At 52.5% G+C, this 15,741-nt stretch carries 14 protein-coding genes, 2 pseudogenes and 2 other annotated features; of the genes and pseudogenes, 7 read left to right on the top strand and 9 right to left on the bottom strand.

Translation table 11 applies throughout. The features are described from left to right. Positions 1–70 precede the first annotated feature (70 nt). The 3 genes from RGB73_RS15235 (at position 71) to RGB73_RS15225 (ending at position 2,348) form a co-directional block, all read left to right on the top strand. A complete protein-coding gene (locus RGB73_RS15235) occupies positions 71–1,582 on the top strand; it encodes a VWA domain-containing protein (protein WP_310774027.1) in 1,512 nt (503 codons plus the stop codon). 108 nt (positions 1,583–1,690) lie between these two features. Next, positions 1,691–1,963 carry a hypothetical protein gene (locus tag RGB73_RS15230; RefSeq protein ID WP_310774025.1) on the top strand — a complete coding sequence of 91 codons (273 nt, stop codon included), beginning with the start codon at positions 1,691–1,693 and terminating at the stop codon, positions 1,961–1,963. Between the two features lie 25 nt (positions 1,964–1,988). Then, entirely contained in the window at positions 1,989–2,348 is a 360-nt protein-coding gene (locus RGB73_RS15225) for a VOC family protein (RefSeq protein WP_310774024.1), read from the top strand. Positions 2,349–2,406: 58 nt separating this feature from the next. Here RGB73_RS15225 and RGB73_RS15220 read toward each other — a convergent pair. Further along, a pseudogene (locus RGB73_RS15220) lies at positions 2,407–2,634 on the bottom strand (sodium/glutamate symporter); the annotation flags it as partial. A gap of 64 nt (positions 2,635–2,698) precedes the next feature. Beyond that, positions 2,699–2,758 (bottom strand): annotated as a pseudogene (locus RGB73_RS30620) (hypothetical protein); the annotation flags it as partial. Between the two features lie 808 nt (positions 2,759–3,566). Between RGB73_RS30620 and RGB73_RS15215 the strand changes: the two are divergent. Further along, positions 3,567–3,998, top strand: coding sequence for an SRPBCC family protein (locus RGB73_RS15215; protein WP_310774022.1), 432 nt, complete (start codon positions 3,567–3,569; stop codon positions 3,996–3,998). A 96-nt stretch (positions 3,999–4,094) separates the two neighbouring features. Here RGB73_RS15215 and RGB73_RS15210 read toward each other — a convergent pair whose 3' ends face one another. Continuing rightward, positions 4,095–5,657, bottom strand: coding sequence for a 2-isopropylmalate synthase (locus tag RGB73_RS15210; RefSeq protein ID WP_310774020.1), 1,563 nt, complete (start codon positions 5,655–5,657; stop codon positions 4,095–4,097). A gap of 68 nt (positions 5,658–5,725) precedes the next feature. Continuing rightward, positions 5,726–5,966, bottom strand: a binding site (T-box leader). Positions 5,967–6,006: 40 nt separating this feature from the next. Continuing rightward, positions 6,007–6,275, bottom strand: a binding site (T-box leader). 164 nt (positions 6,276–6,439) lie between these two features. Then, complete coding sequence (locus RGB73_RS15205) at positions 6,440–7,831, bottom strand: MFS transporter (protein ID WP_310774018.1); 1,392 nt, start codon at positions 7,829–7,831, stop codon at positions 6,440–6,442. Between the two features lie 150 nt (positions 7,832–7,981). Between RGB73_RS15205 and RGB73_RS15200 the strand changes: the two genes are divergently transcribed. Then, positions 7,982–8,869: a LysR family transcriptional regulator gene (locus RGB73_RS15200; protein WP_310774016.1), complete on the top strand. Its 888-nt coding sequence runs from the start codon at positions 7,982–7,984 to the stop codon at positions 8,867–8,869. A 177-nt stretch (positions 8,870–9,046) separates the two neighbouring features. Here RGB73_RS15200 and RGB73_RS15195 read toward each other — a convergent pair whose 3' ends face one another. Beyond that, positions 9,047–9,940, bottom strand: a complete 894-nt coding sequence (locus RGB73_RS15195; RefSeq protein ID WP_310774015.1) for an NAD(P)-dependent oxidoreductase — start codon at positions 9,938–9,940, stop codon at positions 9,047–9,049. A 34-nt stretch (positions 9,941–9,974) separates the two neighbouring features. Then, positions 9,975–11,426, bottom strand: coding sequence for an aldehyde dehydrogenase family protein (locus RGB73_RS15190; RefSeq protein WP_310774013.1), 1,452 nt, complete (start codon positions 11,424–11,426; stop codon positions 9,975–9,977). Between the two features lie 123 nt (positions 11,427–11,549). Here RGB73_RS15190 and RGB73_RS15185 point away from each other — a divergent pair, with 123 nt between their 5' ends. Together RGB73_RS15185 and RGB73_RS15180 are read left to right on the top strand one after the other, a co-directional pair. Then, a complete protein-coding gene (locus tag RGB73_RS15185; RefSeq protein WP_310774011.1) occupies positions 11,550–13,631 on the top strand; it encodes a helix-turn-helix domain-containing protein in 2,082 nt (693 codons plus the stop codon). Between the two features lie 331 nt (positions 13,632–13,962). Continuing rightward, on the top strand, positions 13,963–14,190 hold the full coding sequence (locus RGB73_RS15180; protein ID WP_310774333.1) for a YmaF family protein: 228 nt from the start codon (positions 13,963–13,965) through the stop codon (positions 14,188–14,190). A gap of 75 nt (positions 14,191–14,265) precedes the next feature. Here RGB73_RS15180 and arsC read toward each other — a convergent pair whose 3' ends face one another. From arsC to arsR, 3 genes are all read right to left on the bottom strand, one after another. Continuing rightward, positions 14,266–14,670 (bottom strand): arsenate reductase (thioredoxin), encoded by a 405-nt coding sequence (gene arsC, locus RGB73_RS15175; protein ID WP_310774009.1) that lies wholly within the window; start codon positions 14,668–14,670, stop codon positions 14,266–14,268. A gap of 131 nt (positions 14,671–14,801) precedes the next feature. Continuing rightward, positions 14,802–15,236, bottom strand: coding sequence for an ArsI/CadI family heavy metal resistance metalloenzyme (locus RGB73_RS15170; protein WP_310774008.1), 435 nt, complete (start codon positions 15,234–15,236; stop codon positions 14,802–14,804). A 58-nt stretch (positions 15,237–15,294) separates the two neighbouring features. Beyond that, positions 15,295–15,609, bottom strand: a complete 315-nt coding sequence (arsR, locus tag RGB73_RS15165) for an arsenical resistance operon transcriptional regulator ArsR (RefSeq protein ID WP_310774007.1) — start codon at positions 15,607–15,609, stop codon at positions 15,295–15,297. Positions 15,610–15,741 lie beyond the last annotated feature (132 nt).

Raw genomic sequence — 15,741 nt, 5'->3', positions numbered from 1 at the left:
CTCCTATATCCTTCCATTCGGTCTATTGGTATAGTTAGGTAAGAGTGAACTTATCCACTGGAGGAGAGAAATGGTAAAAAGAAAGCTGCCCATTCTATTTTTGGTCGCCACCCTTCTTCTGTCGGCTTCAGGCTGCAGCGAAGCCGTACCGGATGCAGCCCAAACAGAAGCACTGCCATCGCAGGAAACGCAAGAAACGCAGAATCCCCCTTCTGAACCGCCGACCGCGGCACCCTCGTCTACATCTGCATCAGCCGAAAGCCCGGCACCTGCATTGCCAAAGGCCCCCACTTCCTTGGATGAGATTCTTTCCTCCGAAGAACCGGCAGGACTTTTTGCAGGAAGCAAGTACGATGAATCGATGGTGAAAGCTGAACTGGACAAGCTGTCGAAAGGCATGGCCGACGGGGACATCTACGCCCGGCTGTTGCAGCTGATTGGCGAGAATTATCAACAGGAAAAAAGCACGTTCGATCGACTGGAGCAAGTCAATTACAGACAAGCTCTTCTCTCTCTCGATCCCGCGGATCCGGCTTCTGCGCCGAAGACCGAAAGAAAGATGAACATCGAGGTCGTGCTGGATGCGAGCGGGAGCATGGCGGAAAAGGTCAACGGCGGGGTCAAGATGGAGCTCGCGAAGAAATCGATTCAAGACTTTCTGGCGAGCAGCTCCAAGCAATCAAACGTAGGACTCCGCGTTTTTGGACACAAAGGGTCTGGAGCGGATAAAGACAAAGCCCTCTCATGTGCACAAACCGAGCTGGTGTACCCGCTCGGAAGCTATGACGCCGCTCGCTTCCAAAACTCGCTGCAAAAATTCGACCCCAAAGGCTGGACTGGCATTGCCACTGCTCTCGAAGCCGCGCGGGATGATTTGAAAAACGTTCACAGGGAAGGCGCGGAGACGATCATCTATCTGGTGACGGATGGCATCGAAACGTGTGGCGGGAACCCGGTGGAAGTGGCCAAATCAATCCACCAGTCTGATTTGAAGGCTGTGGTCAACCTGATCGGCTTTGACGTCAATGATGAAGCGCAGCGTCAGCTCAAGGCTGTGGCCGAAGCGGGCGGCGGCACTTACACCACCGTGAAGGATAAACAGGCGTTGGAACAGGTATTCAAGAAATACCTGGAGGAGTTGTACAAGGAAAACAGCAATTGGATGCAGGAGACTATCGATGACGTATGGAATCAGTATCAGACTGAAGAACAAGAGCTGATCGATACCAGACAAAAGATGCTGGACAAGGTATCCGCCGAATATGAGCGGCTGCAGGCTGCTGTCTCCTATTTGCGGGAAAAAGAATTGCTGGAGAAGAAGCAAAAATCGCAGCTCCTCACCTGGATCGATGATCGTTGGCTGGATTTGAGCCGGTATGCGGATGACCGCTGGGTAGATATCGGCGACAAGATGGATGCCGAATGGATCAATGCCTCCGAGGAAGTGGAGCACCGTTGGATGGAAAACGGGCGGCTCCTGGACTCCAAATCCGGAAAAATCACCCTGCGGATTCCGAGCCTTCGCATAGCCAAAATGAGGATCAAACCGATTCGAAACAAGCCGATACGAGTCGATTTTTAATGATCCCCGAAGATTATGCGAAATCTTGTTCCCTGTACATCTCTGACTGATCATCGTGAAGAATCATTCGGTCTGTCAACGATCCAAAAACGCTAAGGGGGGAACATCTTGCAGTTTCAGGACACGCGTACTTGTTATGGCTGCAACAAAACGCTCACATTTACATGTATCATCCATCCTTCCAAAGCGAACTCGACGTTTGGCACGCTGGCAACACTACGGGTACTGAACAAAGTGGCAGGAGCGGACGAAAATGTCCTCTACCTCAGGACCGAAGTTCAGTGTTATCACTTCGGTTGCAAGACGATCAACGAGTTTTACTATCGCATCGGTGAAACAAGTATGGAGCATCACAGCGTCTATCCTACTTTTACAGAATAAAAAAACACTCTCTGGAGGGGATCCCTTGAAGGTAAAACGAATCGTCGCGAATATCGAGACGCAGGACATTACATCGGCAAAACATTTCTATCAAGATCTTTTAGGGCTCGAAATGTTGATGGATCATGGCTGGATCGCCACTTACGGAACGGACGGCCAGATGAGCATCCAGGTCAGTTTCGCTTCGGAAGGAGGATCCGGCACTCCTACTCCCGATTTATCCATCGAGGTGGACGATGTCGACGTTGCTTTGGAACGCATGAGAATGGCCGGGATTCCGATCGAATACGGTCCGCACGATGAGCCGTGGGGTGTTCGCCGATTTTACGTCCGCGACCCGTTTGGCAAGCTCGTCAACATCCTCGGGCATCTGGAATCTGATTGAATCATGAAACGGAAAACATCCCTCCACCTTATGCGTGAAGGGATGTTCCTTTGTCTTTCTACTTAAACAGATTGATTGTGGTTATAATGATCGGCATGGCGAACACGTCGATCAGGAAGGCTCCTACAATGGGAACGACGAGATACGCTTTGCGGGAAGGTCCAAAACGCTCGGTCACGGCAGCCATATTGGCCATCGCATTTGGCGTAGCACCGAGTCCATGCCCGGTAAATCCCGCGACCATGACGGCAGCGTCGTAATTTTTGCCGAGCAGGCGGAACAGGACAATCGCTCGCCGCGGCAATTTCCCCCATTGTACACGAACCTTGTTTCATGATGGTTTTCGCTTTTTCCACCTTCAAATGGATCAAGTATTGATGCGGACTAAGCCCTGTGGATTGTTTAAACATTCTTCCCAGATGCGACTGACTGACATTCACTACGGTCGTCAGCTCCTCTAACGAATTATCCCGCTCCAGGTTGGCATGCACATATTCAATTGCACGGGCCACTTGTTGGTCCGATAATTTACTGGGGGAATCCTTCAGCCTTTTGGCGTTCGATGTGTAATTTTGCAAAATATGGATGGCCAACCGATTCGCAAGTGAGTCTATGTACAGCTTGCCCCCCTGCTCCGTTGCTGTGCAGGTCGTCCAGCAGCCATCGACTTAAATGAAGCAGCCTCGGGTCGTTGATCCTGAGCTGGTGATTCAATTCGACATTTCCGGATAATGGGGGGAGTGGTGTGAATGACGATCAGATGCTGGGATAGAGCCGGTTCAAACGCTTCCTGAGGCTCAACTCCTTGCCATTTCGTTAAAGAAACATGCTCCCAACCCAAAGGCTCGCTGCTCAAGACGAGTCCGCTCTGAATCGTTTTTCTTTCCGGAGTCCTAGCTTGTTGCTTCACGTCCGCCCCTCCTACCAAAACGCATCGTAACGCATTTTCAAATCTTCCGATAGATTTTTCAGCACCCTGACTTTTGAACTCGAAGCCACATGAAAGGACAGTGGAGCCTCTTGCTCAAACTTCCGTTTTAACTTTGTCGCACTCTTCATCTGCGGTTGATATCTGACTTCATCTTATCATAATGTTCCGCAAGGCCGACACTACACTCAGCAAGCTTTCTCCACGGGTAAGTTGCGCTTGAAAATCGCAAGCGACTTGCCGTAGGGTAAGATGTACGTATGGCACATATGAAGGAAAGAGGGATAACGATGAACAACCTGACGAAGATGAAAATCGCAAGGCCTGCCCACGATGTGTTTGAAGCATTCGTGGACCCTGCAAAGATCGGGAATTTTTGGTTCTCATCCAGCTCGGAACGATGGGAAACGGGTAAAACCATCACGCTCCGCTACGAGGAATACAACGCTGAGGGCACCATCACAATCAAGGAAATCGTGCCGGACAAAAAAGTCGCTTTCGAATGGGATTATGGCACCGTGCATCTCGTCACCATTACGCTGACGCAGGAAAACGAAACCAGTACGATTGTGGAAGTAAACGAGGAAGGATTTGTCAAAGGCGAGGATTTGATTCCGCTGCTCGTCGGAAACAAAGAAGGCTGGGTGTACATGCTCACATGTCTGAAAGGGTATCTGGAACACGGCATCACGACATTGCGAGCGGCGCTGGTCCATGGCTGAGCGTTTGTGATGGCGAAAACGAAAAAGTCAGTCTGCGTCCAGCTGCAGACTGACTTTTTTCCATGTGGATTATGGTACGGAGCTTCTCCCCTTTGATCAGGAGAAAAAGGCTTCTACCCGATCCTGTTCTTGGCCGGCAGTCGCTTCGAAATCTCTCACCGCCTGATTGCTCGCAGCCATAAACGCCTGGGCCACCGCCATCAGGACATCGCGATGCTCGGAGACACCTTTGAAAAGACTGCCGTTTGCACTGACCGTCACGATGGCTTCTCCTGTCGCATGCTCACCGGAGGACAGGGAATAGAGCTCCATGTCAGTGAATTCCACCTCGATCGGCAGCGCCTGCTTGATGCCGGCGACCAGCGCTTCCACCGGACCTTCCCCCGTACCGGAGAACACCGTCTCTTCTCCCGTCGCATTGTTGGTAATCGTGCAGGAAGCCATCCGGCTGCCGGAAGTACCCGTCAGCACCTGCGCATTCACGAGCGTAAACGGCTCCAATACGGCATTCACGGTATGTCCGACCAGCTCGAGCAGCTGATGATCCTGTACGACCTTTTGCTTGTCGGCCAGCTCTTTGAACCGAATGTACAAGCTCTCCATCTGTTCATCGGTCAGCTGCACGCCAAACTCGCTGACCCGGTGCTTGATGGCATGGCGCCCGGAGTGCTTGCCGAGAATGATCATGTTGCGCGGTACGCCCAGCTTTTCCGGATCCATAATCTCGTATGTGCTGCGTTCTTTCAACAATCCATCCTGGTGGATACCCGCTTCATGCTGGAAGGCGTTTCGGCCTACAATCGGCTTGTTGAAGGCAATCGGGAAGCTCATGGCGCGGCTCACCTTTTGCGAAGTCGTGTAGATGTGCTCCGGCCGGATCCCTGTCTCGGCATCCAGCGCTTCCTTGCGCGTCTCGATCGCCATGACCAGCTCCTCCAGAGAGCAGTTCCCCGCGCGCTCTCCCACTCCGTTTACCGTCACTTCCACCTGGGTCACACCTGCCCGAATCGCCGCGAGACTGTTGGCCACGGCCAGGCCGAGGTCGTTGTGGCAGTGCGCGCTGAACTCCACGTTGCCGCTGCCCCGGACGTTTTTCATGACCCGGGTGAACATCGCACCGTACTCTTCCGGCAACGCGTATCCAACCGTATCCGGGATGTTGATGATCGTCGCCCCTTCTTCGATGGCCGCCTCGATCATTTCAAACAGGAATTCATCTCCTGTACGCGTCGCATCCATCGGAGAAAATTCGATCCGGTCCACGAACTGTTTGCCATAGGCGATCATGGCACGAGCGATCTGGATGACCTGCTCCCGTGACTTGCGCAGCTGAAAATCGAGATGGATGTTCGAGGACGACAGGAACATGTGCAATCTGCGTCGCTCCGCATCCTGGGTCGCACGCACGGCAGCGTCGATGTCTTCCTTCACGGCACGGGCAAACCCGCAAATTTCTACGCCGTGCACTTCCTGGGAAATGCGCTGCACAGCCATGAAGTCACCGGGACTGGAGATCGGGAAGCCGGGTTCAATGACATCGACTCCGAGCTGTGCCAGCTGTTTCGCGATCACGATCTTTTGTTCCGGATGCAGGGAAGCTCCTGGCGCCTGTTCGCCGTCTCGCAGTGTCGTATCGAAAATATGGATTCGTTTTGTCATGGTAATCTCTCCTCCTAGGGATGGTCGTTTGTTTTTTGGGGGAATACAAAAAGCCCGCCGTCTCCTTTGCAAGAGACGACAGGCCTGTCAGCTGCCGCGGTACCACTCTCATTGATCCCTTTTCTGAAAGGAATCCACCTCGTTGCCCCGATGACGTGGGGTACTCCGTCCAGGTCTAGCTGCCAGCCGTGCTGGCGTTCAACCTGGCCGCTCCCGGGTGAGATTCAAGCATTTCCCGACTGCGTCGCACCACCCCGCAGCTCTCTGGACGTGAAATTCGCTTTACTAGCTCCCGTTCGTCGCGTTTGCTGTATGTAATTTTTCATGAAAAAAGGCCTGCCGTCTCCATCGAAGAGACGACAGACCTGGTCTATCGCGGTACCACTCTCGTTGACTTCGGCTGTACGCCTACGTCCACCTCATGCACGGAATCGGGTTGATCCGCGCCACCTGATCACGGGGGTTAACCGTCAGAACCTACTGTTTCGATGCAGCGCTACATCGTCTTCAGTCCTGCCGCTCCCGGGCGAGCTTCACTGGCTTCACTGACTGCGTCGCACCGACCCGCAGCTCTCTTGACAGCTCCGACCACTTACTGTTCCCGTTCGTCGCGTTTGATTGCTCTTGTTGTTTGAAATTTTATTCGCTTTGCAGGGCCTTGTCAATGCCACATACCGAAAAAGATGATTGGATCGATCAATTTTTACTCCAGGACGAGCACGAGCTTGCCCTGTCCATGCCCGTTTTCTCCGTCCTTGATGGGCAGCGACTGCCTCTTACTGCTATGATGCTCCCCCTCCTTTTCCCAACACTCTCTTTTTTGGTTTCACACGATTGAACTGGACGTAATAGACGCAGGCCAGGAAGAGGATCAGAATCGCAAGCAGCAAGTAGATATTGCTGTAGACGTACCCCTCCGGATGATGCTCGAAAAGATTCCAGCTCTGATCCGAACCGCTGTCTATCGCCTTGCTGTACAGCGTCGCCGAGAGCGCTCCGGCAATGAAATTCAGCATCGACATAAGTCCCATCCCGACTCCGGCATGTTCTTTTGGAAGTGTCTGCGAGATCGCGTTCGACAATGCGATCATCATGAACGATACACCGACATTGCCCAGGATGAGGAAGACCGCGATGGAGACGGGAGACGTCCCTGCAAAAGAAGACAAGAGGACAAAGCACGCCAAAAGCAGAGCGGAAGCCACGTAAAACAAATACGAATTCCCCTTCTGATCGGCCAGACTCCCGCCTTTTTTACCCAAGAACGCCGTCACGATGGCTGCCGGGACCATGATAAAGCCGATCAGCCCCGGAGCCAAATGATGGACATTCGCAAGCAGATGGGGGCTTACAAACTGAAGGGAGTAGCCTGTGCCCGTCATCAGAAAGGCAATCGCGAGACAGAGCGAAAAGCGCTTGCTGCGAAACAGCTCTGCCCGGATGAACGGCTCTGCCGCGGTGCGAATGCGGATCTGGAACAAGCCGAATGAAAGGGCGAAACCAAGTGCCAGCAGCATACTCTGATTGGTGATAGACAGAAGCAGCAAGGCAACCGTTGCGGCAATCAGGCACCCGCCCAGCCAGTCCATTTTGGCTGACGTCGGAATCGCATCATCCAAATATTTCCGATAAAATGGGATGGCGGCGAGCGTCAAGACCGGGATGCAAAACAGCCATCTCCAGTCGAGCAGACTGACGAGAACGGCGGAAACCACGGGACCCAATGCACTCCCGATCGCCATTCCCGTCATCGCGATGCCCAGGGCTTTCCCCCGTTTTTCCGGAGGATAGTAGCGGATCGGAATCAGTGTCGACGTGGCAGGGACGACTGCCGCTCCAATCGCTTGCACGATACGGCCGATGAGCACAGTTCCGAATTGGTGAGAGAAAAAACCAATCAAGGAGCCAAGTGCAAACAACGTGAGCCCGAAGGTAAGCAAATTTTTGAGCTTCCAGGTGTCGGCCAGCTTCCCGTAAATCACAGTTCCTACCGCATAGATCAGCAAATAAGCGGATGTCACCCAGCTGACCTGGCTAAACGTCAAATGAAAATCGTTTCTGATTTCCGGCAGCACGATATTGAACATCGTGGCACTCATCACCGTGATGATCAGCGTAAACGCGAGAATACGAACCAGCTTGTCGCCAGCATACGGCTGGGATATGTCTTGCATAAGTCCAAGCACCTCACAAATTCATCAGATTGCTTCCCGGGAAGGTGATTGTATACCTTGCAAGTTGTAGTTTATAATTCTTTCTGAATAAACGAAAATATATATTCTTATATGTAGTCTATATACTTGAGTATATGGAGTGGAGGATCCATGGAATTGTTGCAGCTGCATTATTTCCGGACGGTTGCGAAGTGGCAGCACATGACAAAAGCCGCTCAAGAGCTGCGGATTGCTCAGCCGGCCCTTAGCAAGACCATTGCGCGTCTGGAGGAAGATATCGGTGTCCCCCTCTTTGACCGGGAACGCGGGAGAATTCGGCTCAATACGTTTGGAAAGGCGTACCTGGAGCGGGTGGAAAAAGCCCTCAATCTGCTGGAGGAAGGGCAAAGAGTGGTTTCCGAGCTCGCCGGACTGGAGCAAGGCAGTGTTCATCTGGCGGTCTCGACTCTGGATATTTTGGCGGAACCCCTCGGCAAGTTTTTGGCGCTTCATCCCTCCGTCCACTTTCAGATCACGCAGGCCAACTCGGAGGAAATGGCCAGCCTCATGGAGTCGGGAGAAGTCGACGTTTGCTTTAGCCACCTTCCGCTTAAGCATCCGGATGTCTACGTGAAGACCGTGTTGAAGGAAGAAATTTATGTGGCTGTCCCCAGCAGCCATCGTTTCGCCCGGCAGAGCAGCATTCGCTTGGCTGACGTTGCCGAAGACCCGTTTATCGGATACAAGGAGGACTTCCCCACCCAGAAGCTGTACGATCCGTTTTTTCAGCGGGCAGGCTTCACCCCGAATTTTGCCTGCCGGGTAGACGATCCTGCCTCGATCTTAAAATTGGTGCGGGCCGGCCTCGGAGTAGCTCTATTTGGCTGTGTCAGCAAAGAGGCAGACCCGAAGCTCGTCTTGCTTCCGATCACGGAGCCGGTTTGCCAGCGTCATTTTCAAATGATCTGGCATAAAAAACGGTATCTGTCCCAGGCTGCCCGGAATTTTTGCGAGTTCGTCGTCGAATATTTCGCGGAGAACGGAGCTGTCAACCGGTAAACGCTACTCCCCCATCGATTTTCAGGTGAAAAAGGCAGAAACGTCTTGCCCCCTCTCTCTGCCCATTTGGGGTATCGCAATATGCTTTTCTGCATGAAAAAACCGCGCTGCACTCAGCGCGGATATGGACGTGGCCATTTGAGTAGGGAGCAATTGCGGGAGGAGGAGCAAATGGAGTCAGGATTTGGATATGGTGGCGTGGGCCAGTTCTTCCGTAACCGAACATACGGCTGAAGAGTCCCACGCGCCCTTCCCTTGCGCTTTTGCCGCTTCGTACATCTGGGAAACCGTGCCCCCGACCAAGACCGGAACCTGCTGTTCTTGAGCCGCCTTGGTGTAAAGCGTAAGGTCCTTGTGCATATGATCCAGAGAAAAAATCGTCTTTTCATAAGTTCCGTACAAGATGTTCGGGCCGAAAATGGAAAGGACACGGTTATGGGCGGAGCCTTTGTCCATGACCGCCGCCAATTTATGCGGATCTACCCCCGCCTTTGCACCCACGGTGAGCGCTTCTCCCAGCGCAGCGGTGATCACCGCCACCACGGAATTATGGCAAAGCTTTGCGACCTGGCCAGAACCGGATTCCCCCAGGTAAAAGATTTCTTTGCCAATTCCCTGCAAGTACGGAATGATTTCGGGCAGCTTGGATTCGTCCCCGCCGACCATGATGGTTAAGGTCCCTGCGGCAGCGCCCGCCGGACCACCGCTCACCGGACAATCAAAATAGGCGATTCCTTTTTCCCGGCCTGACTGATACATACGCCTTGCTGTCGCCGGATCAATCGTGCTGGCATCCAGTACGTAGCTGCCCGATGCTAGAGTCGCATACAGTCCGTCCGCCCCCAGAAGCACCTGCTCCACGACCGCAGGACCTGGCAGCGAAGTAATGACGACTCCTGCCATTCTTCCCACCGCTGCCGGCGAATCGGCTACCTCAGCTCCTCTTTCCTTGGCCCATTGCTGGGCAGCGGGAATCGGATCGTATGCAAAGACCCGGTAGCCTTTTTGCAGCAAACTGCCGATCATTCCCTTGCCCATCGCTCCGATTCCAATCACACCTACCGCATTCATCTCGAATCCTCCTTTCTCCCCATCAGGATAAGCCTTATGGCCGAATGTAGACCGTTTTCGTCTCCACGTAAAAGTCGAGCGCAGATTCACCCTGTTCTCTCGGACCCAAACCGGAGATTTTTTTGCCGCCAAACGGATACTGCGATTCGAAGTGCGTCGATGGCATATTCACATGAGTCACACCCGATTGAATCCCCTTGACGAATTCGAACGCTTTGCGCAAATCGTTGGTGAAAATAGTGGAGGACAAGCCAAATTCCACTTGATTTGCGATTTCCATGGCATGCTCAAAGGATTCCACGTCGATGACGGCGATGACTGGCCCGAAAATCTCCTCGTTTGCAATCGTCATTTCTTGTGTCACCCCGGTAAACACGGTCGGTGCGACAAAATAGCCGTTCCCCCGCTTTCCATCCGTGAGACGCTGTCCTCCGCAGGCAAGAGTCGCCCCTTCTTCGATTCCCTTTTGGACGTAATGCAAATACAGGTTCAACTGATGCTCGTCCACGACCGGGCCGTTATGGCTTTCGGGGTCAAAGCCGTCGCCAACTTTCATGCTTTTCGCACGCTCGATCAGTTTGGCCTTTACTTGTTCAGCCACTTCCGGAACAACCAGTACGCGGCTGGTACCCGTGCAGCGTTGGCCGTTGTCGAAGAATCCGCTTGTCACGATGCAATCGACCGCCAAATCGATATCCGCATCGGCAAGGATGATCGCCGGGTTTTTGCCCCCCATCTCCGCCTGAATCTTGCCGCCGCGAGAGCCGACAGCCTTGCCCAGTGCCAGACCCACTTCGGAGGAGCCGGTAAACGAGATTCCTTTGATCGTTGGATTGTTCGCAAGCTCTTCGCCGATGACGGCACCCGGACCGGTCACCATATTGACGACGCCGGCGGGTACTCCGCTTTCAATCAGGAGCTCTATCAGCTTGACACTGATCAGCGACGTATTGCTCGCCGGTTTAAAGACGACGGTATTGCCGGCGATGATGGCCGGTACGATTTTCCATAGCCCGATCCCCAATGGGAAATTCCATGGTGCGATGATGGCAAACACGCCAATCGGTTCCCGAACGGTATAGCCGACCACGCGCTCATCGAAGGATGGCACCGTTTGCCCCGTCAGTCGTGTAGCTTCGCCCGTCAGCTGTTTCATGGACGCGATGGTTTTGTTCACTTCTCCACGCGCTTCCCGCAAGGTTTTCCCCACCTCGCGCGTGATGATCTCGGCCAACTCCTCTTTTCGTTGCTCCAGCAAGCGGATCAGGGCAAACAAAAACTCTCCGCGAACCGGTGCAGCCGTCTTTGACCATTGAGGAAACGCCTTGGCCGCAGACTCGATCGCCGCACGGGCATCCTCTCCGTCCGACTGCTGAAAATAGCCCAAAACCTCATGGATATTGGCCGGATTCGTGCTGGGAAACACCTTTCCGGTATGGCTCGCTACCCATTCCCCATTGATGTAGTTCTGATAGGTTTTTGTCATCTCGTCAGCCACCTTTCCTTGCTTTTACAAGGATTGTATATATTCAAAACATTTCGTACAATGTGGATGCGCACATAATTCCCTTTCTTTCTGTGTGTGATTCTCTATAAAGGGGGTTCCAGCATGGACGCTCTTGCCCTGCTGCTCGATCGATTCCGTCAAGCATTCCCCCACCAGCCATTCACCCTATGGCTGCTCGCTCCCCATGACCGCCGGTTTCGACTCCTGTATCAGGAGGAGGATCTTGCAGACGCTCACAGGCCCTCCATGGAGTCTGCGGGAGAGGCCAGCCCCGCCAATGGCGAAAGGTACCAATGGGAGCACTTGGGCGCTTGCGTCCTGCTTCGTTTTTTCTTTCCCCAAGCGGGTCAAGCCGCGGTCGTCCTGGCGCCCGATGACACGCGTACCCTCTCCTCTGATAGCATGGAGATCCTCTGGCTGTCTTTTCAGCTCTATCTGGCGGAAGAAACCATACGCGCTCAAAAAGATGAGTGGACGAAGCTGTTGCAAGGCATTCGGTCGATCTCGTCAAAGCTTGATATTGACAGCATCGTCCGTGACATCATCGGAAATGCGCTGGCTGTCATTCCCGCAGCGGATGCCGGTCTGCTCCATCTGTACGATTCAGCCATCGATCGGCTCGTTCCGAAGGCGACGGTGGGCTTTCACGATCGGGTGTTCCAATATTTCAAGCTGCGGATCGGCGAATCGATCGCGGGAAAAGTCTATCAAGACGGCAAAGCGCGAATCTATCGCACCCATCCGGATACCAGAGAGGCCATGATGGACCTCTCGGAAGAAAACTATCGCTTTTTAAACGAGGCAAAGGAGCTCGGGGACCTGAACGGCCTCATGTGCGTTCCCATTACCGTCGAAAGCGAGCGGATCGGTGTCCTCGTCCTTCACCAGTTTCATCAGGACAAGGTGTTTACCGATCATGACCTGTCCGTCCTGCAAGGCTTTGCAGACCAGACCTCCATCGCGCTGCAAAACGCCAAACTGTACGCCGACGCCCGGGCAAAGCATGACGCCCTCGTCAAACGAAACGAGATCCATGAATCGCTCAAGCAATTGTCTATGCAGAACAAAGGAACGGAAACGATCGTTCGCGCGTTGGCTCGGATGACCTCCACGACCATCCTGTTTGCCGATTGGCTGGAGCAGCGCCACTATCCGGAGGACAGCTGGATGCCGTTCGCTTGGGAGGAACTGTTCTTGCTGGTCGGGCACAAAAGAACGCCCGTCTCGGTCCGTCTTCGAACAGTCGGCAACGACGATCAGCTGTATGTTCTCTACCCGTTGGGAAATGGCAGCGCCTTTTTGGGCTGCCTGCTCCTCACGGTGACCGGCAGGGAGCTAACGGAACTCCAGCGCGTCACCATCGAGCAAGGCAGTGCGGTTCTGACATTGGATTTGGTAAAAAAGCAATCGCTCAGCTCCATTATGTACAAACGCGCGCACGACCTCTTTTTGGGGCTTCTGGACAGCAGAGGAGCCGACCTGCAGGATCGCGCCCAGGTTCTTGGGCTGCACCTTCACACACCTACCCTCGTCGTCTTTGCCTACGTCAGCCGATGCCATGACTTGTCTGTCCTCGAGGCGAACCTCCATCGGCTGGTTACGAGATGGAAATGGGAATTCTCTGCCTGCCAAATCCTGGTATACGGCTTTCATAATCACGTGACGATGCTGGCTCAGCCGAAAACAACAGCTGAGCTCAAAGAGATGACGGCGCGGCTGCACAGTGCAGTAGAAGACTGGGAGCAAAGCGGGGAAGCCTCTCTTTCCATTGGCGTCGGCAGTGTCTTCCCAGGCATCGAGCGGATTGGAAAAAGCTTTGATGAGGCCAAGAAGGCAGCGCACTACCTGTTGAACCGAGGGCGTTTCGGAGTGGCACGCTACGGGGATCTCGGTGTAAACCGGTTGATCCTCAATCAGTCAAAGGAGGAAATCGATGCCTTCATCCTCGAAGTGTTCGGCCCACTCTGGGAGGACCGCGGAAAGCATCAAGAGCTGGAGCATACCTTGCTCGCCTATATGGCGTGCAGCCAATCCCCCCAACAAACTGCACGCGAGCTCCACATCCATGTGAATACGCTCTATCAGCGGCTGCGAAAAATTGAAGAACTGCTTTTGATCGATCTACGTCAGCCAGATGACGTGCTAAAAGTGCAGCTGGCATGTCATTTGCGAAGGGAGTCGTAAGCGGCCGGCCTGGTGCAAGGGGAGAGGCGCTCGATCATGATATCAGTGATGCCGCCGGGGACGCGGTGCGAAATGGGCTTTATTGCATGGAAGACGGTGGGCAAACATCCATTCCAATCATTGGGTGCACACATAGAAATACATCGAGTAAACGAATAAAAGTGTCGCTCGGTCGTTTTCCTGCGAGTTTTCCATCTCAACTGCAAAGGAGTCCACCCAGTTGAAAGAGAAGCACAGTCACTCGTTGCGATTTGTCAGGCATTTCGAGCACCCTGGCCACATCCACGGCTATGACACACAGACTTCGGTAACAGGACGGCACCGTCATCGAATGCGGGGAAGAACATCGCCCCCAGAAGGCACAGGCTATGGACATGTGCATTATTACGAGGGCACGACCTCCTACGATGATGGGCATGTTCACCATTACAGAGGGTGGACCGGTCCCCCCATCCCCTTGCCAAACGGCAATCATTATCATGAGTTTTCGGGACAAACCACTTACGACGACGGACACATTCATTACTATCGGGGGGGTACGAGCGAAGCGTTTGGATGAAACCGAGGGGAACGAACAAAGAGATCATGGATGGGCTGTGAGAGTATTCTCGACAGCCCTTTATTCCGCAAAGAATTACTCCCCTGTTTCCTTAAATCTTTTTATGCGTGCACCGATCTCATCACGGACTTGTTGAAACACGGACCACTCTTTTCCGGCTGGATCAGTAAATCCCCAATGAACCCGTTTTACATGAGAAGGGGTGACGGGGCAATTGGCGTCTGCATGACTGCAAAGTGTCACGACCAAGTCCGCTTTACTTAGAAGGTCAGGATTCATAAGATCAGATGTTTGATTGGATATGTCCATTCCTACTTCTTGCATTGCTCGAACCGCATTCGGATTAACGCCGTGGGCTTCCACCCCTGCAGAAAAGACATTCCAATGATCGCCTAGGTATTTCTTTCCCCATGCTTCCGCCATTTGGCTACGGCAGGAATTTCCTGTGCATAAGAAGTAGATGGTTTTCTTGTTTTCCATGGTCATTCCTCTTTTGCGCATCAATTTGAACGGGCTTCATCAAAGTGCTTTCGTGAGAACCATTGGAACTTCCATAAGAGGACCATTGATAGAGGATGGCCCACAAAAATATTGAAACCGGGCTTATGAGTTTAGCAGCAAGATGCGCTACGTACTTCAACTTTTGAATCTGCGCAGCAGGAGGCATTATTTCGAACGTCACGATCTGCCTTTGTGTAAAAGAATTCCCACTCATTGCCATCCGGATCTGTGACCCAGAATTTGTCCTGCAAAGCATAGCAACAAGTTGTGTCCATCTCATCACGTGTCAGGAAGCCTTCCTTTCCTAACCTCTCCTTGTGAATGGTGATTTCCTCAGCGCTCTCCACTTGAAACCCAAAGTGGCTCACTTGATTTCCGCCGACGGTGTCCCGAAGATTTAATGTGAAATTGAGTCCCGGAGTTTCTAGCAAAAACTTTGCGTAATCTGCTTTTACTTTTACTGGTTTCTCCGCGAATAACTTCTGATAGAACACAATGGAACTCTCGAGATTTGTCACGTGAATCCCTACATGAGCATACTTCATTTCAAGTTCCTCCCCAAATTGTATTCATCAAAAAAAATTAATGAAATGCTTAAAAAAATTAGCAGCAGCTGCCCTTACCGGTTTTCCTGAATATACAGCAGAGCTCTTCCGATAAAAGGTGATTCACTTCGGCATCATTCAGATCGTAGTAACTCCAAGTGCCTTTTGTTTCCTTACGAATGAGGTTTGCATCCAACAAAATCTTGAGATGATAGGACAACTTCGATTGTGGCATATCAAATACCTCCGTAAGATCACAGACACATGTTTTTCCTCTCTGGCAAAGCTCATACATAATTTCTAAGCGCTTCCGATCGGCGAGGGCTTTGAATTTCTTCTCATATTGCTCCAGTTTTTGTTTGGGATGGTTCATGGATACAACCTCATTCATCAATTTTTTTTGATATTTTAATTATATGCACGTTTTCCAGGATCACGCAAGCATTACATCAATTTTTTTTGATGAATTGGATTTGGTTTTAAGGCGTTATCCGCCTCAATACCT

The organism is Brevibacillus brevis, from assembly GCF_031583145.1.
In the GTDB taxonomy this organism is placed as follows: Bacteria; Bacillota; Bacilli; order Brevibacillales; family Brevibacillaceae; genus Brevibacillus; species Brevibacillus brevis_E.
Note: the sequence above shows the minus strand (reverse complement) of the source record. Positions and strands in the feature narration are given on the sequence as shown.